Genomic DNA, 23,221 nt, shown 5'->3' on the forward strand with positions numbered 1-23,221 from the left:
TGAAGAGATTTTCGAAGAGTATCAACCACCATAAAAGAGGCAGTCAAAGCCACCTCTTATTTACCTAGTTCTTGTGTTCGTTTATAGGCTTGACCAACTGCATCCATGACCGTTCCTCGAAAAGCATGCGCTTCTAGGCTCGCTACAGCAGCGATAGTCGAACCGCCTGGGCTACAAACTTGGTCTTTCAAGACCCCAGGATGTTCTTGGCTTTCTAGGACCAATTGCCCAGCTCCTACCACAGTTTGAGCCGCCATTTTCAATGCTGTTTCTCGTGGCAATCCAGTCTGAACACCTGCATCTGCCAAGGCCTCAATAAAGAGATAGACAAAGGCCGGCCCACAGCCTGCAAGACCTGTCGCTGCATCGATTAAGCCTTCTCCTAGTTCAACCAAGAGACCAGCATTTGCTAATAACTGACAAAAGAGCTCACTGTCCTCAGCCCTGCAATTAGGAGACAAGGCATAACTAATCACTCCTTGACCAATAGAAGCAGGGGTATTTGGCATCATACGAATAATTCGGTGTTGACTTGGGATAAGACTTGCTAGTTTTTCTAAAGTTAATCCAGCTGCCATAGAAATCAAAAGAAGGCTCTCTCTTTTTTCAAGGATGGTCTGGTATTGAGAAAGCAGTTCAGAAAACTGAGCAGGCTTCACTCCTAGAAAAATCACATCTGCTTCTGCAAAGATTTCGTCATTGCTAGAAGCCTGACCACCAAAGTCTGCAATGAAAGCATCTACCTTGGCTTGGCTACGATTGGCAAGGAGAAGGTCATCACCCGTCTTAGCCTGCAAAACAGCCTTGGCCAAGCTAGCACCCATATTCCCCAAGCCGATAAATCCAATCTTCATCTCTTACTCCCTTATCTGCCCATCACCAGCAACCACATACTTGTAGCTGGTCAACTCTTTCAAGCCCATTGGACCACGCGCGTGCAATTTCTGAGTTGAAATCCCCATTTCGCATCCAAGTCCAAATTGGCCACCATCGGTGAAACGAGTTGAGGCATTGACATAAACCGCTGCAGAGTCCACTTGATCTGTAAAGTAAGCTGCAGCTTCAGCATTTTCCGTCATAATGGCATCCGAATGATGGGTACTGTGGGCTTCAATATGGGCAACCGCTTCTTCTAAACTGCTCACAACCTTAACAGCTAGGACATAGTCTAAAAACTCAGTGTCAAAGTCTTGTGCTTCAGCTGCGTGACCTGAAAGAAACTGACTTGCTTTGCTATCAAGTCGGAATTGAATTGGTTCCAACCCAGCTTCTTTACGCTCTGCAACTAGAACTTGCTCCAAGCGAGGAAGGAAGCTTGCTGCTTTGTCTTCATGAACAAGTAGAACCTCCATGGCATTGCAAACAGAAGGACGACTGGTTTTAGCATTGTTGATGATCAATAGAGCCTTGTCTTCATCTGCATCCTTATCCACATAGACATGGACAATCCCAGTTCCTGTCTCGATAACAGGTACGATAGCATTCTCAACCACTGCATTGATCAAACCAGCTCCTCCACGAGGAATGAGAAGGTCTAAATAGCCCTTGGCCTTCATCATAGCATAGCTACTTTCTCGGCTAGTATCTTCCACCAGTTGAATCACATCTGGGTGAATAGTAGTCATCTCCAAGCCCTTCTTCAAGGCTGTGACAATAGCATGGGCAGTTTGATAGGCATCCTTCCCACTACGAAGAACAACTGCATTTCCACTCTTGAGAGCCAAAGCAGCCGCGTCAGACGTCACATTTGGACGACTTTCATAGATAATACCAATAACCCCCATAGCCACACGTTTCTTGGTAATAACCAAGCCATTTTCAAGATGATTGGTTTCTAAAACTTCACCGATTGGATCTGGTAAGGCAACCACTTCACGAATTCCTCTTGCCATTGCTTCTATACGACTTGCATCCAAATAAAGACGATCCAGCATCACATCTGAAATTTTACCCTTTGCTGCTTCCATATCGAGGGCATTAGCCGCTAAAATCTCCTCAGTAGCTGCTAGTAAGTGATCAGCCACGGCTAGCAAGGCTTGGTTCTTCACTTCTTCACTAGCTGTGTTAATCGATTTTTTAACAGCCTGTACCTGTTCAAATTGTTCTTGTGTACTGACCATAGTTTACCTCTAAAATTCTGTAAAGAGTAGTTGGATTTCAGGAGTAATGGAAATCCAGTCGTCACGGTGAATCAAGACACCCTTGGCTTTTTGAGAACGCAACATATCCTCCAAAGCAGATGCACCAAATTGCACACGCCCTTTTCCAAGTGATTTTCCACTTTCCTTGTCAAATACTGTCACAATATCGCCGTAAGAAAAGGCGCCTTCTGCTTCAACGATACCAGATAAGAGAAGACTCTTTCCATGTTGAGAGAGAGCTTCTGCAGCCCCTTTATCAACCCAAATAGAACCTTGACTCTGAGCATAAAAGGCCAGCCATTGTTTCTGGGTACGAAGTCCCTTCTCTTGAGCAACAAAGTAGGAACCATCCTTTGTCTCCTCAGCTGCCTCAATCATGGCATCTGACTTCAAGGATGAGCAGATATAAACAGGAACTCCTGATTCTGTCGCGATAGTTGCAGCTTTGATTTTGGTTAACATGCCACCTGTACCATTAGACGAACCTGCTCCACCGGCCATATCAATAATCTCACGATTGATGGTCTCGATTCGCTCCAAACGTTTGGCTCTTGGGTCTGAATTAGGATTTCCAGTATAGAGACCGTCCACATCTGTCAAGAGAACCAAAAGATCTGCTTGGACCATGGCTGCTACCTGAGCACTTAGAGTGTCGTTGTCCCCAACCTTGAGCTCATCAATAACGACACTGTCATTCTCATTGATGATAGGAATCGCTCCACGGCTAAGTAGAACTGACAAAGCCTGATGGGCATTTTTATAACGGCGCTTGTCCACAAAATCATCCTGGGTCAGCAAGATTTGTGCAGAAACGATTTGGCGCAAGAGAAGATTGGTCGTGTATTCTTCCAACAAAAGCCCCTGCCCTACCGCTGCTGAAGCCTGTTTATCAGCAATCTTAGTCGGACGCTTTTTAAATCCTAAGGCTCCAAAACCAGCAACAATGGCACCTGAAGACACCAAAATCAATTCATGACCAGCTTCATGCAGCATAGCCAACTGCTGGGTAATAGCCTTTACCTTACTACGTGATAAACTTCCATCCTCATTCGTCAGAGAAGAAGTCCCCACCTTAAAGACAATCCGTTTGTATTTCATAGTCTCACTCCGATTCTTCATATTTATCCATTATAACATGAATGGCAGGAAATAGAAAAGAGTTGATAGGAAAAAGAAGGCCCTAAAACCTTCTTTTTTACTACTGTTCTGATTCCGATTTGTTTGTACTCGTTTCAGAGCTTTGTGAAGTTGATGATGTCAAATCTTGACTAGTTGAAGAACTTGTAACACTTTCATGTTGACTCGTTTCTTTATTTTCAAGATCCTTTTTCACTACTTCTTTGGATACTTTTAAATCTGAATGACTTGTAGTTTTAATTGTAGCAGATTTTTCGACTGGAACATCCACTAACCAGACACCACTTGAGTCAACAGTATAGCCTTCTGGTGTCTTACCGTTCACAAGTAATTGACCATTTTCTTTCAAGAAGTACCATTTATCCTTGTCCTTGATCCAACCCACAGCTCGTGAACCGTCTTCCTTATAGAAATACCAATCGTTTGCCTTTTTAAGCCAACCTTGCTTCATAGCTCCTGAATCTTCTAGATAGTAATGATGTCCAGCAACTTCTATTTCACCTGTCTTCATAATACCAGTAGAATCCATATAGTACCAGGTTTCTTTATCTTTTACCCAGCCCGTTTTCATTTCCCCTGATGGAGCAAAATAATACCATTGACCCTTATATTGAAGCCAACCTGTCTTCATAGAGCCATTGTTTGATAAATAATAGTTCTGACCTCCAGTATTTACCCAACCAATTTCCATCTGATTTTCTTTGTTGAAATAATACCAAATTCCATCAATTTTCTTCCAATTTTTAGCAGAAGCACCAGAGTCTGTCAAATAGAACCAACGATTGTTCCATTTTTTCCATTGATTCTGTAACAAGATACCCGTTTGGTTGAAGTAATACCATTCACCTTCGATTTCATTCCAACCGACAGCATACTCTCCTGTAGAATCAGGTGCTTGATACCACCAATTCCCATACGCACTCTTATGCCAGCCAGCTTGAAAACTTGGAATCGGCTTGTAGGAAGTTGAAATGTTTACTAAACCGTCTTTTCGAATATCAAAAACTGTTGCATCATAGTCTTTGCTGGCTGCGTTGATCCTCTCAATTCCTCGTTCTTTGAGCCAATTAACATACTCACTATCAACACCATTTTTCCAAGGTAGACTATCCGAAGTTTGAACAATCAAACTCGGACTCAAATTTTTAATGAAATCCTTGGTATTTGATTTGTTTGTATCATGGTGATGATTAAACTTCATCAAATCAACTTTTCCAATGAGAGGTCCATACTTATCTTCCGCTCCATGCACATTATCTAAGTCGCCCCCAAGGTAAATTTTCTTACCATTGACTTTCACTACACTAATCAAAGAATTAGAATTGTCATCCCAAATTTTCTTTAATTCACCTGATGAATCAGTTTCATTTTCATAGTTATAGAGTTGAATATCCATGTCCCCAAACTGAAAATGAGCATCTCCTTGTGTAATGTTTTGAATAACTGAAACACCTTTTTCGGCGGCAGTCTGTAAAACCTTATCGTAGCCATACAGATTATCCCATAGACGTTCAGAATTAGTAATACGACTATCACTATATTTTTTAAGATAGACTCGGTCAACTGGATAGGTAGACAGTAATTCATCAACATTTCCAATATGATCACTGTGGGTATGGGTCACCAAAATAAAATCAAGTTTTTGGACACCCAATTCCTTCAAACGACGAAAGACACGGTCTGTTAGAACATGCTTATAAGACGTTTCAATTCCTTCTCTCCATGGATAGCGAGAATCACTACCGTCTGGGAAATCATAATCTTCTCCTGTATCCACCATGGCAAAATGTCCATTGCTTTCAAGAATAATCGCATCACTGCCACCTTCTTGAACATTGATAAAGTGGATTTTATTTCCTGAACTTTCTTGAGCTTGAACATTCCCATACCATGATAAACCTAAAAAAGCGCCTGCAAGTGCTAAACTAATCAATTTCTTTTTCATTCTTACTTCCTTAATCTCTCCAAAGTTTCCTTAAAAATCTCTGGGATGTCTGCTGTAAATTCTAAGGTCTCACCTGTTCGTGGATGGGTAAAGCCTAGGGTCTTTGCATGAAGAAATTGTCCATGTCCTTTCAGAGTCTTGCGAGGACCATAGACCTCATCACCAGCGACTGGATGACCAATATAAGCCATGTGAACACGGATTTGATGGGTACGCCCTGTCTCCAGTTGTAACTCCACTAAGCTATAATCACCAAAGCGTTCCAAGACGTGGAAACGGGTCACTGCAGGCTTCCCTTTAGCAGTCACAGCCTGTTTCTTACGGTCTTTTTCACTTCGACCAATGGGTGCTTCAATCACACCGCGATCATTTGGAAGATTTCCATGAACAATCGTCCAATATTTGCGGAGAGACTTTTTATCTTTCAGTTCTTGGGCAAGTGCTAGATGCGCCTCATCATTTTTAGCAATCATGAGAAGGCCTGATGTATCCTTATCAATACGATGAACAATTCCTGGACGCAGAACCCCATTGATACCCGACAAGTCCTTAATATGGTACATAAGGGCATTTACCAGAGTTCCACTAGTATGACCAGCACTCGGATGCACCACCATCCCCTGAGGCTTGTTAACGACAGCCACATCCTCATCTTGGTAGATGATTTCTAGCGGAAGATTCTCAGCTACATACTCTAAAACCTCTGGTTCTGGCACATGGTAAGTGACGACATCGCCCTCTTGGACAGTGTATTTAGCTTTCTTGACTTGGCCATTGACCAAGACCTGGCCTGATTTAATTTGTTCATTCGCGAGACTGCGTGATAATTCTGTCAAATCTGACAAAGCCTTATCTAAACGCAGGCCACCAGTTTCAATTTTAATTTCCATTTATTTCCTCTTTTAGCATTGCAATCAATAAAATAATCACTCCAACAGTCAGATAGCTATCTGCCACATTGAAAATTGCAAAATTGATAAAGTCAAGGTGAAACATATCCACAACAAAGCCCTGACTGACCCTGTCAATAAAGTTTCCAAGACCACCTGCAATAATCAAGGTCAAACCCAAGACCATCCAGAATGAGTCCTCCATGTGTTTATGTAAATACCAAATAGCACCTACCATAACGACCAGTGTAATAATAGCAAATAACCACTGCTGGTCTTGTAGCATCGAAAAGGCTGCCCCTCGATTTTGAAGGTAGGTCAAACTAACGAAATTGGGAATCCAGGAGCGTACTTCACCCAGTGGAATCTGCTGGACGATATAGGATTTGACCAACTGATCCAGCCCAATCAAAAGCAGTACAATGACTGCCACTATGCCTCTTTTTTTCATGATTTCCTCTTTTGATCAAAATATTCTTGCATGACTTCTACGAAGAGAGTCCCAGCTTGACTAAGCTCCACTTCTTCACGTTTAACATAGACCATGCGATTATCTAGGTTATCCTTGAGACGAATAACTGTAATTCCATTAACACTGTCACTATCTAAAAATCCAGAACCTGTTGCATAAGCATCCGTCCGCTCCAAAATACCATTCAAGGTAGCACGGTCTGTCACATTAAACATCTGTGAGCTAGCGCTGGTATCGACAAAGTTCTCTGAATAATAAAGGTACTCGTCTTTCTCTTGGGTAAAACGGACTGTCGGTAAGTCCGCTAAATCCTCCATGACCAATACATCTTTCTGAGCTAAAGGATGCCCCTCGCGGAGATAAATGTGGGTATGGAAGGAAATCAATTCAATGACCTCAAGGCCTAGCTTTTCAACGCGTTGCATAATCCCCTTTTTATTTTGATTGTTGAGGTAGATAATCCCAATCTCACTATGACCTTGCGCTACTTCATCTAAGATTTGAACAGTAGTCGATTCAAAAATACGGAAGTTCTTATAATCAGGATAGCGCTCTGAAAAGGCAGTAATAGTTGGGGGCAAGAAGTCATAGTGCTGGCTAGCAATGGAAAATTCATCTTTTTCTTCTTCAGGATTGGCATACTGATTTTGAAAAATATCAAATCCTTTAACCAATTCTTGCGCTTTTTCATAGAATTCCATACCGCGACGAGTCAAGAAAGTCCCTGAGCTGGTCCGACGGAAAATCTTAAAGCCCAACTCTTTTTCCAAATCACGAACAGAAATAGACAGACTCGGCTGGCTGACATACATCTTTTCAGCAGCTTCACGGAAAGTACCACTATTGGCAATAGCCACAACATAGCGTAATTGTTGAATGTTCATCTTCTACCCCCAACTTCTTTATCTTTTCATTATACCATATTTTAGAAGTTTTCCATCGAAGAAAAATAATGTCACTCATAAAATTCATCTACACTAAGAACGAAAAAATCATGGGTATCAAAACAAAAATAGACTCTCCGAAAACTCGGAAAGCCTTAGTTTATGCTACTTCTAGCTTCCTCGCCTTTACATTTCAAGGCTCGGGATAAAAAGGTTCACTGGACCTTTTTATTTAGCGATTGGATAAACAGAAACCTGCTTTTTATCGCGTCCTTTACGTTCAAAGCGTACTACGCCTTCAACTTTAGCGAACAAAGTATCGTCTCCACCACGTCCAACGTTTACACCTGGGTAGATGTGTGTACCACGTTGACGGTAAAGGATTGAGCCACCTGTTACAGTTTGTCCGTCAGCTGCTTTAGCTCCAAGACGTTTCGCTTGTGAATCACGTCCGTTTGATGTAGAACCTCCACCTTTTTTGTGGGCGAAAAGTTGCAAGTTGTTAAGAGTCATTTTTAACATAATGTTTTCCTCCGTGTTAGTTTTCTGTGATAACTCTGGTTTGGACGAACTCAGAAGAGTTCTCCGATAAGTTTGCCATACCTAAGAAAAATGATTCAAAGAATAACTGGGTCATTTCTCTCTGGTGTGAAGGAAGATCTTTTGGAATTTCAACCATCAGATAGCCACCTTCATCTTCGTTTAATTCTAGGATTGGTTCATAGCCTGCAAATTTTTCAATAGAATTGATAAAGTTAATGGCAAGCGTAGAAACCGATGCACACACGACATCTAAGCCGTATTCGCCACTCTCGGCGTGTCCAGTAATTTCCGCACTCCTCAGCTCGCCATCTTCGGCTCTCTCAAAGACTGCTTGTATCATGTGTTCTCCTTAAAATTAAGCGTTGATTGCGTTGATGACAACTTTAGTATATGGTTGACGGTGACCTTGTTTACGGTGGCTACCTTTTTTAGGTTTGTACTTGTAAGTAACAACTTTCTTTTGTTTTCCTTGTTTTTCAACAGTTCCAACTACAGTAGCTCCAGTAACAAGTGGAGTTCCGACAACAGTGTTTTCACCACCAACAAGAACAACTTCGTTAAAAGTAACTTCTTGACCAGCTTCAACGTTCAATTTTTCAACGTAAACTGCTTGACCAACTTCAACTTTAACTTGTTTTCCGCCAGTTTTGATAATTGCGTATGTGCTCATTATGCACCTCCTATGATTTTTATGGGTTTCCCCGAATTTTTTGTGAAGACTCGCCTAGCATCGTGGGACGAACCACTTAAACTTGAATAATCAAGCGACGATGTTCGTGCGGTTGCACAGGAACGTGCATAGTCAACTCTTCAAGTATAGCATATCTCCTATTTTCTTACAAGTAATAACACCTAAAATGAAGCTTTTTCTTTTACTTTTTTCCGCCACGAGGCAAAAAGCATACTGAGGTAAAAAATGCTCATCATAATAGGAACACCAAGAATAGTTTTTTCATTATAAAAAATCGTCAAATAGGCTGAAAAGACAACGCCAAGGACAAAGCTGGTAAGTAGGCTAACGAAAATCAAGGCTTCACGCAGGAAGGGCGTATGCTTGGTCCTAAAATAATCCCCAAAAGCCAACATGGTCCGTTTGATGTTCCCCGTCATAAAGGCATTATTATAAGCAATCCCCGACACTTCTCCAAAAGCAGTTGTCACCAGTCCCATACAGAAGGCCAAGGGCGGCACTAGATAGATATTATCTACAGTTTGGGGCATAAAACCAATAATGATTGATAAGATTGCCAAAGGAAGCAATGACAAAATTGGCTTTTTCACAATTCTCAATTTTTCCTTATAAACAGTTAATAAAAAGACCCCCATCATAAAAGCTAGCAAGGTGAGAACCTTGTCCCTAACATCTGAAACATTATTTTGAATTAATTCTACTGAAAGAAAGACGACATTCCCAGTTTGTCCAGCTACAAGAGTGTTCCCTCGCACAATAAAAGTGTAGGCATCTACATAACCTGCGCAAAAAGTCAAAAAAAGCGCTAGCCTCTTAGACTGACGTGATATTTTTCTTATAGGTAATAATCTCATTTTCCCTCCCATTTCATTTACTCATCTCATTATTGTACCACTTTCTTTGGAAAAGGCCTAGTAGCTTATTTGAAATTTTTTACCCTCTGTTGGATAGGGTAACTTCTCAAAGTAACTTCCACTCGCCTAACCGAAGTGGAAATTAGTCTAAAACGGATTTTTATGGTGGAATTAAGTGTGAGACGTTTGAATTAGAAATGAGGTCTACTATGACAAAACATAAACACCTTACCCTTTCAGACCGCAATGATATCCAACTGGGCTTAGAGCGCGGTGAAACCTTCAAAGCTATTGGACAATCCATTCTAAAAGACCCAACTACTGTTTCTAAAGAAGTCAAACGAAACAGACAAATCCGAGAGTCTACATGCCATAACCTTCCTTGCCCTCTACTCGACAAAGCTCCCTTTGTCTGTAATGGATGTCCTAAAAGAAGACAGAATTGTGGCTATAAGAAGATTTTATACCTCGCTAAACAAGCTCAAAAACAGTACGAACAAACTCTTGTAGAAGCTCGTGAAGGAACTCCTCTCAATTCCAAGACCTTCTGGGACATGGACAAAGTCATTTCTGATGGTGTTAAAAAGGGACAACACATCTATCATATCCTCAAAACTCATAACCTTGATGTCAGCTCCTCAACTGTCTATCGACACATCCGAAAAGGATACCTATCTATCGCTCCTATTGACCTAGCCAGAGCCGTTAATTTCAAAGAAAGACGGAAAAATAAGCTACCTTCCATCCCTAAAGAAGCTAAAAAAGGCCGTTCCTATGAGGATTTCCAAAACTATTTAGCCCTTAATCAACTAGACTCTTAGCTAGAAATGGATACAGTTCTGGGGAGGATGGGAGGGAAAGTCTTACTCACCTTCAACCTGTCTTTCTGTAACTTTATCTTCGCTAGACTGCTGGATAATAAAACTGCCCTTGAGGTTACCAAACACCTCTATGACATCAAGAACACTCTTCACCAAGCTGACAAAGATTTCTTCCAACTCTTTCCTGTCATCCTGACAGATAATGGTGGAGAGTTTGCCAGGGTCGATGATATCGAAATGGATGTGCGAGGAGAGAGTAAACTCTTCTTTTGTGACCCTAATCGCTCTGACCAGAAAGGGAGAATTGAGAAAAATCACACGCTGATTCGCGACATTCTGCCTAAAGGAACTTCTTTTGACAATTTAACTCAAGAGGAAATCAATCTCGTCTGTTCGCATGTCAACAGTGTCAAACGCGCTGCTTTGAATGGAAAGTCAGCCTATGAACTCTTTGCCTTTACTTACGGAGAAGAAATTCCTAAACTTCTAGGTATTTCTAAAATACCTGCAGAAGACGTCTGTCAGTCGTCTAAATTACTCCAACATAAGTTCTAAAAACTAATCTTTAACCGCATTCAAACGTCTCACACTAACTTCCACCATAGCGGAACTTAATCTGAAACGCTTTCAGATGAGGGGATTTTGTGCGCTCTTTTTTTCGATTCATTTTGGCTACAAAAGCGATGAAATCAAGCATGATTAAAACCAGTGGAACTTACCCTGACACGGATTTCCACTGGTTTTTAGGATTTTTATCAGACTAACTTCCACTTGGATTAGCGGTGGAAGTTAGTTTGGGAATTTACCCTCTGTTGGATAGTCCCGTCTATCTATGTTATAATGAAAGAAGGATTTAAAATTGTAAAAGGAGTATTTATGCTAAAATTAGGTGTCATCGGAACAGGCGCTATCAGCCATCACTTCATAGAAGCAGCCCATTCCAGTGGAGAATACAAGCTGGTCGCAGTCTATTCTAGAAAACTAGAAACTGCGGCAACCTTTGCTTCTCGCTATCAGAATATCCAACTATTTGATCAATTAGAAGACTTCTTCAAGAGCTCCTTTGATTTGGTCTATATTGCTAGCCCAAACTCCTTGCATTTTGCTCAGGCAAAAGCTGCATTGTCTGCAGGTAAACATGTCATTCTTGAAAAGCCAGCCGTCACTCAGCCACAAGACTGGCTGGATTTGGTTCAAACAGCTGAAACAAATCACTGTTTTATCTTTGAAGCAGCTCGGAATTACCATGAAAAAGCTTTCACTATCATCAAAAACTTTTTAGCAGACAAACAGATTTTGGGAGCAGATTTCAACTATGCCAAGTATTCTTCCAAAATGCCTGATTTGTTAGCTGGGCATACGCCCAATGTCTTTTCAGAGCGTTTTGCTGGTGGAGCTCTTATGGATTTGGGAATTTATCCTCTCTATGCTGCTGTTCGTCTTTTTGGAAAAGCTAATGACGCGACCTATCAAGCTCAACAGCTTAACAATAGCATTGACCTAAATGGAGATGGAATCCTCTTCTACACTGACTATCAAGTTCATATCAAGGCTGGAAAAAACATCACTTCCAATCTTCCTTGCGAGATTTATACGACAGACGGAACCTTGACCCTCAACACCATCGAGCATATCCGCTCAGCTATTTTTACCGACCATCAAGGCAATCAAGTCCAACTCCCTATCCAACAGGCTCCTCATACGATGACTGAGGAAGTCGCTGCATTTGCACAGATGATTCAGCAACCAGACCAGACACTCTACCAGAACTGGCTGGATGATGCAGGCTCTGTTCATGAGCTACTATATACCATGCGCCAGACTGCTGGCATTAGATTTGAGGCAGAAAAATGAAAACCAAACTACCGACTGAATGGCAAGAACTGAGTGACCAACTCGGTTTCCAAGAATTCACCCCCATTCAAACTCAACTATTTGAGCCCATTCTTGCAGGAGAAAACCTTCTAGGAGTGAGCCCAACAGGAACCGGTAAGACCCTAGCTTACCTCCTACCAAGTCTTCTCAGACTACAAAAGAAAAAAGCGCAGCAACTCTTGATTCTAGCACCAAATACAGAGCTTGCTGGACAGATTTTTGATGTATGTAAAACGTGGGCTGAAACTATCGGCTTAACTGCCCAACTCTTCTTATCAGGTTCGAGTCAGAAACGCCAGATTGAACGCCTCAAAAAAGGACCAGAAATTCTAATCGGTACTCCTGGCCGTATCTTTGAACTCATTAAACTGAAAAAAATCAAGATGATGAATGTGGAAACCATCATCCTGGATGAATTTGACCAATTGCTTGATGATTCTCAGATACACTTTGTCGAGAAAATAACTCACTACGCACCTCGTGACCACCAACTCATCTACATGAGTGCTACGACCAAGTTTGACCAAGAAAAGATTGTGCCGAATACACGTACCATTGATCTTTCTGACCAAAAATTGGACAACATCCAACATTTCTATATGCAGGTGGAGCAACGCCATCGTGTGGATATGCTACGAAAACTGTCTCATGTAGAGGATTTCCGAGGTCTTGTCTTCTTTAACAGCCTATCAGACCTTGGAAGTGCAGAAGAAAAACTACAGTATCGGGATATCTTGGCTGTTTCCCTCGCTAGTGATGTCAATGTCAAATTTAGAAAAGTCATCTTAGAAAAGTTTAAAGACAAGCAACTAACCCTACTCCTTGCAACAGACCTTTTGGCTCGTGGAATTGATATCGATAGCCTAGAATGTGTCGTAAACTTTGATGTTCCTAGAGATAGCGAAACCTACACACACCGTGCTGGCCGTACTGGCCGTATGGGCAAGGAAGGTTATGTTATCACTCTCGTCACTCATCCAGAAGAACTTAAAAAACTCAAGAAATTTGCTACGGTTCGTGAAATTGTCTTGAAAAACCAAGAACTCTATATCAAATAATCCCCATTGCTCTATGCACATCCGGTGTATGGAGCTTTTTCTGTAAGCAATTCAATTTTATACTCTTCGAAAATCTCCTTCAAACCGCGTCAGCTTCGCCTTGTCGTATGTATGGTTACTGACTTCGTCAGTCTTATCTACAACCTCAAANNATCTGCAACCTCAAAACACTGTTTTGAGCAGCCTGCAGCTAGTTTCCTAGTTTGCTCTTTGATTTTCATTGAGTATTAGTTCAATATTCGAAAAAAAGAACCTTGCAAAGCAAGATTCTTTTAGTGTCTGACTTAAATAATTGTTCTTCTGGGAACTAAATCGAATTAAGCTTCGATTTCTGTAACCATACCTGAACCAACAGTACGTCCACCCTCACGGATAGAGAATGTAGTACCTTGTTCTACGGCGATTGGGTGGATCAACTCAACGTCGATTGTCACGTTATCACCAGGCATTACCATTTCAGTACCTGCTGGAAGTTCAATTGAACCTGTAACGTCAGTAGTACGGAAGTAGAATTGTGGACGGTAGTTGTTGAAGAATGGAGTGTGACGTCCACCTTCTTCTTTAGTAAGGATGTAGACTTCACCTTTGAATTTAGTGTGTGGGTTGATTGAACCTGGTTTAGCGATAACTTGTCCACGTTCGATTTCGTCACGTTGAACACCACGAAGAAGGACACCTACGTTATCTCCGGCAAGACCTTCGTCAAGTTGTTTACGGAACATTTCAACACCAGTAACAACTGCTTTTTGAGTTTCTTCTTTGATACCAACGATTTCGATTTCGTCGTTGACTTTAACGATACCACGGTCGATACGTCCTGAAGCAACTGTACCACGTCCAGTGATTGAGAATACGTCTTCGACTGGAAGAAGCAATGGCTTGTCAGTGTCACGTTCTGGTTCTGGGATGTACTCATCAACTGTGTTCATCAATTCCATAACGATGTCTTCGTATTTAGAGTCACCTTCAAGAGCTTTAAGTGCTGAACCTTGGATAACTGGAAGATCGTCACCTGGGAAGTCGTATTCTGACAATAGGTCACGGATTTCCATTTCAACCAATTCAAGCAATTCTTCGTCGTCAACCAAGTCAACTTTGTTCATGAAGACGATAAGGTGTTTAACACCAACCTGACGTGAAAGAAGGATGTGCTCACGAGTTTGTGGCATTGGTCCGTCAGTTGAAGCTACTACAAGGATAGCACCGTCCATTTGAGCGGCACCAGTGATCATGTTTTTAACGTAGTCCGCGTGTCCTGGAGCGTCGATGTGAGCGTAGTGACGTTTTTCAGTTTCGTACTCAACGTGCGCAGTGTTGATAGTGATACCGCGTTCGCGTTCTTCTGGAGCAGCATCGATAGACGCATAGTCTTTAGGTTGGTTAACTGATGAAGGCAAGCGACGTGCCAAAACAGTTGTGATAGCTGCAGTTAGGGTAGTTTTACCGTGGTCAACGTGTCCAATAGTACCAATGTTCACGTGTGGTTTACTACGATCGTATTTTTCTTTTGCCATTTGAGTAAAAGCCTCCAATAAAATATATTTTATAGATAGACAGTAGGCAATACAGTCTAACTTTCCTTACTATTTTATCAAATTTCAGCTAAATTGCAAGTGTTTTACAACGTTTTTGTGAATTATTCTTAATCTACTATTCTAAACGGCACTTCTACTCCTATAACTTACCTAAAGAAAAAGAAAAATCAGGGTTCTCCTGACTTTTACTTAGCTAATTCTCTTTCTCGTTCTTTCATTATTTTATGATTTTCATACAAACGGGATAAGAACTTAGAAATTTCTTTTAAGATAGAATAGGTTGGCACTGCGACAATCATTCCAACTACACCATAGATATTGCTTGACAACAAAAGTAAAACCAAAATCGTGATTGGATGAACCTTCATAACACTTCCTACGATTCGAGGATATAAGATATTACCATCTACCTGCTGAACAACAAGCATATAAATCACTGCAATCAGCATTCTATGGGGATCAGTGAATATATTTGCGATGATCATAGGAATCAAACCAATACTTGGCCCCACATAAGGAATTAAATTGGCTACACCAGAAAAAATAGCAAAAACTAAAGCATATTTTAAACCAATAATACTATAGCCAATATAAGCCAAACAACCTATAATGATTGCGTCAATCGAAACTCCACTAATATAGCGAGCAATCGTCGCATTTAAATTCTTTAATAAACCTGCAATATGCAAGCGATCCCTCTTTAGAATCGTTCTTTCAAGCATGGGCAAGAATTTATGTCCATCTAATAAGAAATAAACCAAAAAAACTGGAGTCATAATCAAAATCAAAACAGTACTGATAAGAGCTGACAAGACGCTCCCCACACTATTTGATACGCTATTTAGGATATTTTGAAGAATATCAACATAGGATAAGTTTAACTGCTGAATTGTAGCTTCTACATCCAAATTCTGGAGCGCAGGGTAATTAGATAAGTCTATGATTAAGTCTTGTACTCGACTATAAATAGTTTGACTAGATATAATCAAACTAGATAACTGATTAATCAAAATAGGTAAGAGATAGACAACACCTATGACCATTCCCCAGACCAAAGCACACAAGGTAATTAAAATACCAAGCAAACGATTGAGTTTACAGACTTTATTTAAGAAAGTAACAATAGGGTTTGTCAAATAATAAAGAAAGCCCCCTAATAAAAATGGAATCATAATTGTATTAAGCACGCTAACAAAAGGGTTAATCAAAGACCCCATCTGTCTCCATAGGTAAAAGATGATTGTTAAGAGTAAAATTTCTGTGGTCCAAAAAAATAATTTATTTCTACGAAACATGAGTTACCTCCCTCACTCTATTTTACCATATTTTCAAAAAGCTTAACGGATGAATTATTAAAGCAAGAATATTTTTTTTCTTTATGATAGAATAAGACTACTATGAAAAAAATATTTTTAACTTTATTAACTGTCTCCCTTTTAGGAGGTGCTTCTACTGTTGCTGCTCAAGATTTTAATATTGCTGCAAAACATGCCATTGCTGTTGAGGCAAATACTGGTAAAATTCTCTATGAGAAGGATGCAACGCAACCTGTCGAAATTGCTTCCATAACAAAATTGATTACTGTTTATCTGGTCTATGAAGCACTCGAAAATGGAAGTATCACACTATCCACCCCAGTAGATATTTCTGATTATCCTTATCAATTGACGACAAATTCTGAAGCCAGTAATGTTCCTATGGAGGCCCGTAATTATACTGTCGAAGAGTTACTTGAAGCAACTCTAGTATCTAGTGCCAACAGCGCCGCTATTGCCCTAGCTGAGAAAATTGCTGGCTCAGAGAAAGACTTCGTCGATAGGATGAGGGCAAAACTTCTGGAATGGGGAATCAATGATGCCACGGTTGTCAATACAACTGGTCTTAACAATGAGACTCTAGGGGATAACATTTACCCAGGGTCTAATAAAGATGATGAAAATAAGCTCAGCGCTTATGATGTTGCTATCGTTGCTCGTAACCTCATCAAAAAGTACCCACAAGTCTTGGAAATCACCAAAAAACCTTCTTCTACTTTTGCTGGAATGACAATCACTTCTACCAACTACATGTTAGAAGGTATGCCTGCTTATCGTGGTGGTTTTGATGGACTGAAAACAGGAACAACAGATAAGGCTGGAGAGTCTTTTGTTGGTACTACTGTCGAAAAAGGCATGAGAGTCATCACAGTTGTTTTAAATGCAGACCATCAAGACAATAATCCCTACGCTCGGTTTACAGCTACATCTTCCCTAATGGATTATATTTCTTCTACATTTACACTTCGTAAAATCGTTCAGCAAGGCGATGCCTATCAAGATAGCAAAGCACCTGTACAAGATGGAAAAGAAGATACAGTCACTGCAGTGGCCCCAGAGGATATCTATCTAATTGAACGTGTCGGGAATCAATCTTCCCAATCTGTTCAATTCACACCTGATTCTAAAGCAATCCCAGCACCACTTGAAGCTGGAACAGTAGTTGGCCATTTGACTTACGAAGACAAGAACTTGATTGGTCAAGGTTACATCACCACAGAGCGCCCTAGTTTCGAAATGGTTGCAGAAAAGAAAATTGAAAAAGCCTTCTTCTTAAAAGTTTGGTGGAATCAGTTTGTCCGCTTTGTTAACGAGAAATTATAAAACATACTGGGCAATAACTTGCTTCAAAATAGAGACAGAGAAAGAAAATGTTAAAGTCAAAAACGCATGGTATCAGGTACTAAAAAAACTTGATATTATGCGTTTTATTGTGGTAATATTTACTTCGTTTTCTCCTAAAATTGAATTTTATCCCAGTATTTGTTGAGATATTTTTTTCATTACTTTAGGAAGACAATTACTAATCTCCGTTGGCAAGACCACATACTGTTCTTGAGCTAGTTCTTGGGCAATAGCTGAATGAAGATGGGTCGCTACTGCCACACGCTCGTAGAGACTAGCTTGTTTAAACTGGCCTGCAAATCCTGAAATCATTCCAGCAAGCGTATCTCCCATACCACCAGTCGCCTGATAGGGACCGCCAACCTGTAACTGGTAATAATCAGACTGGCCAACTTGCCAAATACGAGTAGTTGGACCTTTCTCTACCAAAATTGTTCCTTGAGGGAAAGAAGTCAGGGCACTAGATGTTGTATCTTCGTTTTGCTTTTTAATCGTAATACCAGACAGCTTTTCCCATTCTTTTTGGTGGGGAGTTAGGATAAGCTGGTTAGACGGAAATGACAAACTTGTTCTAGCAAGAATGGTCAAGGCACCTCCGTCTACAATCAAAATCTGATTCTTTTTTAAGCTAGTAGAGACCTGTTTTACTAGATTTTCTCCAAAAGTATCGTCTCGTAAACCAGGCCCCAGCAAGACAACTTCTGCCTTCTCCAATTGCTCTTTTAACAACTGCTGGTCTTGAAGAGAAAAGCCCATAGTCTCAGGTAAATGGCTGTGCAGAGCTGGAATATTTTCCCTGTCCGTTCCAACGGTCACCAATCCTGCACCGCTTTTAACAGCTGCCAAAGCAGCCATGATGATAGCACCACCATAAGGATAAGTCCCACCCAGCAACAGCAGACGACCGTAGTCTCCTTTATGACTGGTACGAGAACGTTCAATAATGACTTTTTCTAATAATGCTTGATCAATCACTTTCATCCTTTTTTCCTCTCTCTTTTATTATACAACAAAAAGGAGGCTCAGACCTCCTTTTATAAACTTATTTCTAAAATTTAATAGACTGTTCGCGAACGATTGACACAATTCGATTTGATTAATTCATTCTTAACGATGGTTTCAAACGACATACAATTTTATATATACAAATTAAAAACAGCTTTCAATTCACTTCCTACGACTTTTCAGACACAGATAGCCAAAGAAGCTTTCATAGAGGGCAAAAAAGAGGAGGAAGGCATGAAGGAAAAAGGTCTCTGGCAAAATCAGAATCACTGGATCCTTGCCTGAGTCAAAAAGCCAGGTATCATCTCCCACAAAGAGAATTTGATGGAAAAGAGTAAAGAATTGGTCAAAACCAATCAAAATTCCCCCAAGACCAATCAGCAAAGGCAAGACTACTAGGGTCAGAATCCCCTTACTAAATAGAGACAAGAAGCCCTTTTTCACAATCCCTTTGACAAAGAAATAGAAGCTTGGTAGTGTCACAAGGGCAATAAACTGAACTAGATGAAAGAGATTCTTCACAACCACAAAGTGGTGCAGACCAGCTGCTGACGAACGAAAATCTGGCATCTCTAAGACTTGGCTAAATGGATTGGTCAGGTAATCCATCAAGATATGAAAGTTATATTGAATGGTTTCGGGTTTTAGATAAACTCGATCCGTCAAGTTCAGCCACTGAACTTCCAGCGGATAAAAAATCCAAGCCAAATAAATAGTCAAAAGGATTGAGAGGGAGAGGAGAAAGAGCATAGAACTCCAAAAGATCAGTTTAGTTTTCATCAAAATCCCACTCCGCAAGGCTAGAAACTACATGAGTCGGTGCGATTGGCAGGTCTGCCACTTCTTCTGCCTTGGTAAAACCTGTCGTCACCAAGAGCGTTGGAATGCCATTGTCAATCCCAGCCCGAATATCAGTCAGATAATTGTCCCCAACCATGATCAACTCTTCACGTTGCAAACCTAAGTGCTCAACCGCCTTGTCCATAATGATAGCATTTGGTTTTCCGATATAAATAGGCTTCACTCGTGTTGCTACTTCAAGAAGTGTAATTAGTGAACCAGCCCCTGGCAAAAGACCGCGTTCTGTAGGGATGTTGAGATCAGGATTGGTTCCGATAAAGTGAGCACCCTTTTGGATAGCTAGAGTTGCTGTGGCAAATTTTTCATAGTCGACTTGCCAATCCAGGCCTACTACTACATAGGCAGGATTTTTCTTGTCTTCTACATAACCAGCCGCCTTGATGGCTTCCTTGAGCCCTGATTCTCCAATAACATAGACGGTCTTTTCAAGACCCAAGTCATTCATATAGTCGATGGTTGCCAAAGTCGCTGTGTAGACAGTCGATAGGGGCGTATCGATATTAAAATTCTGAGCCAACATCTCTTGAACACTCTCAGGAGTACGGGTTGTATTGTTTGTTACAAAGAGATAGGGGATGTCTAGCTTTTGCAATTCATGGACAAAAGCCTCTCCAGCCGGGATTCGGTCTTTTCCCTTGTAAATAGTACCGTCTAAATCAATTAAATAGCCTTTATATTTCATCTATTTCTCCCTAATCCTTCTTCATTTCTTGCCAAGTGATGATAGCTTGGGCATTAGTAGCACCGTCGCTTGTAATTTCATGCTTGCTTTCCAATCCAGTCCGTTCAACAGCCGATGTGATTACCCCACCTGGTCGAACTTCCTTGACATACTTGAGGTTGATTTTCTTGGGAATATATTGGGTCAAAAAGTCCGCTCCCAGAACCTCAAAAATCCAGTCCAAGTATTTACTGTTATTGACATGGCCATTCATATCCAAGTCGTAAAAACGAACATGGTAATCCTTGCTGACTGGCTCGTCCAAGGATTCATACTTTGGTCCGCGGATGAGCTTTTTATCAAAATCAGACTGGTAAGGAGCCACAATCTCAGGTTCAACAGCATGGACTTTTCGACTGTCGCGGTCCATGAGAACAAAAGTCGCCATCATATGGATGAGCTCCTGCCCCGCTTCATTATAAATAGTAAAGCGACGGTAGCAAAAAAGTCGATTGTAGCTCAAGGCTTCCGTTTCGATGGTAATTTCTTCCGCAAAACGAGGCAAACGAACCACCTCAATATCATATTCTACGATAATCCAGACCAGATTATAGTCTTCCAAAATGGCCTTATCACTAACTCCCAGTTCAATCGACTGCATCCCTGAAACTTGCAGGGATAGCAAAATCACATCTGGAAGCTTGATATGACCGTTCATATCAGCCATATCAAAAGGAATTTTCATTTTCATCTGATAAGTTAAGCCCATCATTCTACTCCAAAATAAATCGTTCTGCTACGGTGTCTCCTAAAAAGAGACCTCTTTTTGTCATGCGAACTCGGTCACCCTCTATTTGCATGAGACCTTGTTGAACCAAGTCCTTGACAATTTCTCCATAAAGTCCATCGAAAGACCGTCCAAATTTTTCCTCAAATCGCACCATGGAGACTCCTGATTTCTTGCGGAGTCCCAGGAACATTTCTTCTTCCATTTGCTCTTTTTGACTCAGGTGCTCTTCTGTGATACGAGCATTGCCTTCCTCAACTGCACTGAGATAATGGCGAATCGGGCCATGATTTTTATAGCGAACACCATTGACATAACCAGATGCTCCAGCACCGATGCCATAGTATTCAGCATTGTCCCAGTACATGAGATTGTGGCGACTTTCAAAACCAGGCTTGGAGAAATTAGAAATCTCATAATGCTCAAAACCAGCTCGCTCCAGCTCTGCGATGATATACTCAAACATCTCAGCTTCCAGTTCCTCCTTAGGCAGAGGCAATTTCCCTCGTCGCATTCGGTTCATAAAGACCGTATGATTTTCTAAAATCAAGCTATACAGACTCATATGGGGAATATCCAGTCCAATTGCCTTAGCCACATTTTCCTTGACTTGATCCATGGTCTGACCAGGCAGCGCATAAATCAAATCAATGGAGATATTGTCAAAACCAGCCAGTTTCAAACGGTCGATATTTTCATAAATATCCTTCTCCAAATGACTGCGCCCAATCTTTTTCAGCATCTTGTCATCAAAGGTCTGCACGCCTAGCGAAACACGATTGACAGCCGAGTTCTTCAAAACAGCAATCTTATCCGCGTCCAAGTCGCCTGGATTGGCTTCAATGGTCAACTCATCCAAGACAGACAAGTCCAAGTTTTTAGTCAAGCCATCCAGCAATACCTCCAGTTGCGGAGCTGACAAAGCTGTTGGTGTCCCACCACCGATGTAGAGGGTCCGCAACTTTTGAATATCATAAGATTGAAACTCTTCTAACAGATGTTCCAAATAGCTGTCGACTGGCTGATTCTTGATGAAAACTTTTGAAAAATCACAATAATAACAAATCTGGGTACAAAATGGGATGTGCACATAGGCTGACGTTGGTTTTTTCTGCATAGTAATTATTATACCACAAAAAGCGAACAATACTTAGAATTCCCTTTAACAAAATCCTAGCATTGTTCGCTTTCTTTATCTAATCATTCTTTGTATTTTATGGATAACACAACTATCAGAATCAATCTAGTTCGTTGTTAAAACACAAAAGAATGAATGTTCATTTGACTAATTTTTTAGTCTTCTTTTTTCTTTCCAAGAGCAAGTCCGAGACCACCTAGCATACCAAGAAGTCCTAGAGATGCAAGAGTCGCATTTGATTCTGTTCCTGTATTTGGTAATACATTTTGAGAATCATTTGACTTAGCTCCATTATCACTAGCATCTGTAGTATCTTCATGATTTGCATTCGGAGTAACTGCATCTGGAATTGGACTTGTTGGTGCAGGTGTATCTTGACCAGAACCTCCATTAGTATTTGGTGTGACTGGCGTATCAGGTGTCACTGGTGCAACTGGAATTGTATCTGTTGGTGTTGCTGGTGTTACCTTAGCTGGAGTTTCTACTGGAACTTCTACAGCTGATTGACCTGGTTCTGTAATCTTACCTGTACCTGGAACTTTACCGTCTGGTAATTCACTGTTTGGTACTTTACCTTTACCGTCTTGTCCAATTATTACAGTGATTGTATTTCCATTCTTACCTGGAATTTCTACCGTAGTTCCTGGTGGGTATGTTGACCCATCTGGTTTCTTAGGCGTTACTGTTACTTCCCCTGTATCTGGATCTTGTTGTAACTCTATTGTTGGGGTCTTACGGGCTGGCGTTGTCACATCAACTGGATTAGATGGTCTCTTATTCGGTTCTGTTACGATACCTTTTCCTGGTAAATTTCCTTTTGGAAGTTTATCATTTGGCACTTCACCTGATCCATTATCTCCGATAATAACTTCGATTGGAGTATTATTATCACCTGGGATAACTACTTTCGTTCCAGGTGGGTATGTTGTTCCATCTGGTTTCTTAGGCGTTACTACTGCATCTCCATTTGGTTTTCTTGTAATTTCAATTTCACCTGGTTGTTCTGTTTGAGGTGCATTTGGATCTAATTTCTTAGGTGTTTTTACGTTTACTTCAACAGAAGGTTTTCCTGGCGGTGTAATTTTACCTGTTCCTGGAATTTCCCCATCTGGTAAGTCTTTATTCGGAATAATTACTTTTCCATCTGGTCCTGTTGTTACCACAATCGGTGTGCCATTCTTACCTGGAATTTCTACCGTAGTTCCTGGTGGATATGTTGTTCCATCTGGTTTCTTAGGTGTTACCGTTACGTCTCCTGTATTT

22 protein-coding genes, 2 pseudogenes and 1 other annotated feature are annotated in these 23,221 nt (G+C 40.9%); of the genes and pseudogenes, 5 read left to right on the forward strand and 19 right to left on the reverse strand.

Annotated elements, in window-relative coordinates:
* Nucleotides 1-56: 56 nt before the first annotated feature.
* The 7 genes from proC to HT685_RS04620 form a co-directional block, all read right to left on the reverse strand.
* Nucleotides 57-854, reverse strand: coding sequence for a pyrroline-5-carboxylate reductase (gene proC / locus HT685_RS04590; RefSeq protein WP_173226393.1), 798 nt, complete (start codon nucleotides 852-854; stop codon nucleotides 57-59).
* A gap of 3 nt (nucleotides 855-857) precedes the next feature.
* Entirely contained in the window at nucleotides 858-2,120 is a 1,263-nt protein-coding gene (locus HT685_RS04595; protein WP_173226391.1) for a glutamate-5-semialdehyde dehydrogenase, read from the reverse strand.
* 9 nt (nucleotides 2,121-2,129) lie between these two features.
* Nucleotides 2,130-3,239, reverse strand: coding sequence for a glutamate 5-kinase (gene proB, locus HT685_RS04600; protein ID WP_240148117.1), 1,110 nt, complete (start codon nucleotides 3,237-3,239; stop codon nucleotides 2,130-2,132).
* A gap of 100 nt (nucleotides 3,240-3,339) precedes the next feature.
* A complete protein-coding gene (gene cbpE, locus HT685_RS04605; RefSeq protein WP_173226387.1) occupies nucleotides 3,340-5,223 on the reverse strand; it encodes a phosphorylcholine esterase CbpE in 1,884 nt (627 codons plus the stop codon).
* Between the two features lie 2 nt (nucleotides 5,224-5,225).
* A complete protein-coding gene (locus HT685_RS04610; RefSeq protein ID WP_173226385.1) occupies nucleotides 5,226-6,113 on the reverse strand; it encodes an RluA family pseudouridine synthase in 888 nt (295 codons plus the stop codon).
* A complete protein-coding gene (gene lspA, locus HT685_RS04615) occupies nucleotides 6,103-6,564 on the reverse strand; it encodes a signal peptidase II (RefSeq protein ID WP_023942845.1) in 462 nt (153 codons plus the stop codon). Before lspA ends, HT685_RS04610 begins: the two co-directional genes overlap by 11 nt.
* Nucleotides 6,561-7,469 (reverse strand): LysR family transcriptional regulator, encoded by a 909-nt coding sequence (locus HT685_RS04620; RefSeq protein WP_173226383.1) that lies wholly within the window; start codon nucleotides 7,467-7,469, stop codon nucleotides 6,561-6,563. The genes lspA and HT685_RS04620 overlap by 4 nt, the downstream gene beginning before the upstream one ends.
* On the opposite strand from HT685_RS04620, the pseudogene HT685_RS10070 reads away from it, so the two are divergent.
* Nucleotides 7,462-7,533, forward strand: a pseudogene (locus tag HT685_RS10070) (AraC family transcriptional regulator); the annotation flags it as partial. The gene HT685_RS04620 and the pseudogene HT685_RS10070 sit on opposite strands and share 8 nt — an antisense overlap.
* Before the next feature lie 164 nt (nucleotides 7,534-7,697).
* Here HT685_RS10070 and rpmA read toward each other — a convergent pair.
* From rpmA to HT685_RS04640, 4 genes are all read right to left on the reverse strand, one after another.
* Nucleotides 7,698-7,991 carry a 50S ribosomal protein L27 gene (gene rpmA, locus HT685_RS04625; RefSeq protein ID WP_000916509.1) on the reverse strand — a complete coding sequence of 98 codons (294 nt, stop codon included), beginning with the start codon at nucleotides 7,989-7,991 and terminating at the stop codon, nucleotides 7,698-7,700.
* A gap of 16 nt (nucleotides 7,992-8,007) precedes the next feature.
* Nucleotides 8,008-8,352, reverse strand: a complete 345-nt coding sequence (locus HT685_RS04630; RefSeq protein WP_000613699.1) for a ribosomal-processing cysteine protease Prp — start codon at nucleotides 8,350-8,352, stop codon at nucleotides 8,008-8,010.
* Nucleotides 8,353-8,367: 15 nt separating this feature from the next.
* Nucleotides 8,368-8,682: a 50S ribosomal protein L21 gene (rplU, locus tag HT685_RS04635; protein ID WP_125827743.1), complete on the reverse strand. Its 315-nt coding sequence runs from the start codon at nucleotides 8,680-8,682 to the stop codon at nucleotides 8,368-8,370.
* A gap of 36 nt (nucleotides 8,683-8,718) precedes the next feature.
* Nucleotides 8,719-8,806: a sequence feature (ribosomal protein L21 leader region), on the reverse strand.
* 58 nt (nucleotides 8,807-8,864) lie between these two features.
* Nucleotides 8,865-9,569 (reverse strand): YoaK family protein, encoded by a 705-nt coding sequence (locus tag HT685_RS04640; protein ID WP_173226380.1) that lies wholly within the window; start codon nucleotides 9,567-9,569, stop codon nucleotides 8,865-8,867.
* A 197-nt stretch (nucleotides 9,570-9,766) separates the two neighbouring features.
* Between HT685_RS04640 and HT685_RS04645 the strand changes: the two are divergent.
* The 3 genes and pseudogenes from HT685_RS04645 to HT685_RS04655 all read left to right on the forward strand — a co-directional run bounded on the left by HT685_RS04645 (nucleotide 9,767) and on the right by HT685_RS04655 (nucleotide 13,311).
* Nucleotides 9,767-10,933, forward strand: a pseudogene (locus HT685_RS04645) (IS30 family transposase).
* 321 nt (nucleotides 10,934-11,254) lie between these two features.
* Nucleotides 11,255-12,232: a Gfo/Idh/MocA family oxidoreductase gene (locus tag HT685_RS04650; protein ID WP_173226378.1), complete on the forward strand. Its 978-nt coding sequence runs from the start codon at nucleotides 11,255-11,257 to the stop codon at nucleotides 12,230-12,232.
* Nucleotides 12,229-13,311: a DEAD/DEAH box helicase gene (locus tag HT685_RS04655; RefSeq protein ID WP_173226376.1), complete on the forward strand. Its 1,083-nt coding sequence runs from the start codon at nucleotides 12,229-12,231 to the stop codon at nucleotides 13,309-13,311. The genes HT685_RS04650 and HT685_RS04655 overlap by 4 nt, the downstream gene beginning before the upstream one ends.
* Before the next feature lie 317 nt (nucleotides 13,312-13,628).
* Here the strand turns inward: HT685_RS04655 and tuf are convergent, their stop codons facing one another.
* Together tuf and cozE are read right to left on the reverse strand one after the other, a co-directional pair.
* Nucleotides 13,629-14,825 carry an elongation factor Tu gene (gene tuf / locus HT685_RS04660; RefSeq protein WP_001040724.1) on the reverse strand — a complete coding sequence of 399 codons (1,197 nt, stop codon included), beginning with the start codon at nucleotides 14,823-14,825 and terminating at the stop codon, nucleotides 13,629-13,631.
* 206 nt (nucleotides 14,826-15,031) lie between these two features.
* Nucleotides 15,032-16,141 (reverse strand): cell elongation protein CozE, encoded by a 1,110-nt coding sequence (gene cozE / locus HT685_RS04665; protein ID WP_050079225.1) that lies wholly within the window; start codon nucleotides 16,139-16,141, stop codon nucleotides 15,032-15,034.
* A gap of 102 nt (nucleotides 16,142-16,243) precedes the next feature.
* Between cozE and pbp3 the strand changes: the two genes are divergently transcribed.
* Nucleotides 16,244-17,485 (forward strand): D-alanyl-D-alanine carboxypeptidase PBP3, encoded by a 1,242-nt coding sequence (gene pbp3 / locus HT685_RS04670; protein ID WP_173226374.1) that lies wholly within the window; start codon nucleotides 16,244-16,246, stop codon nucleotides 17,483-17,485.
* Nucleotides 17,486-17,632: 147 nt separating this feature from the next.
* On the opposite strand, the gene HT685_RS04675 is transcribed toward pbp3, so the two are convergent.
* The 6 genes from HT685_RS04675 to HT685_RS04700 all read right to left on the reverse strand — a co-directional run.
* Complete coding sequence (locus tag HT685_RS04675; RefSeq protein ID WP_173226372.1) at nucleotides 17,633-18,487, reverse strand: NAD(P)H-hydrate dehydratase; 855 nt, start codon at nucleotides 18,485-18,487, stop codon at nucleotides 17,633-17,635.
* Between the two features lie 186 nt (nucleotides 18,488-18,673).
* Entirely contained in the window at nucleotides 18,674-19,291 is a 618-nt protein-coding gene (locus HT685_RS04680) for a TIGR01906 family membrane protein (protein WP_173226370.1), read from the reverse strand.
* Entirely contained in the window at nucleotides 19,281-20,054 is a 774-nt protein-coding gene (locus HT685_RS04685; RefSeq protein WP_173226368.1) for a TIGR01457 family HAD-type hydrolase, read from the reverse strand. The genes HT685_RS04680 and HT685_RS04685 overlap by 11 nt, the downstream gene beginning before the upstream one ends.
* A 10-nt stretch (nucleotides 20,055-20,064) precedes the next feature.
* Nucleotides 20,065-20,802: an acyl-[acyl-carrier-protein] thioesterase gene (locus HT685_RS04690; RefSeq protein ID WP_173226366.1), complete on the reverse strand. Its 738-nt coding sequence runs from the start codon at nucleotides 20,800-20,802 to the stop codon at nucleotides 20,065-20,067.
* 4 nt (nucleotides 20,803-20,806) lie between these two features.
* Nucleotides 20,807-21,937 (reverse strand): radical SAM family heme chaperone HemW, encoded by a 1,131-nt coding sequence (gene hemW / locus HT685_RS04695; protein WP_173226364.1) that lies wholly within the window; start codon nucleotides 21,935-21,937, stop codon nucleotides 20,807-20,809.
* 176 nt (nucleotides 21,938-22,113) lie between these two features.
* The coding region (locus HT685_RS04700) for an LPXTG cell wall anchor domain-containing protein (RefSeq protein WP_173278958.1) at nucleotides 22,114-23,221 on the reverse strand (1,108 nt) is incomplete at its 5' end.

Origin of the sequence: Streptococcus sp. 5004 (assembly GCF_013276755.1) — a bacterium.
Taxonomy (GTDB): domain Bacteria; phylum Bacillota; class Bacilli; order Lactobacillales; family Streptococcaceae; genus Streptococcus.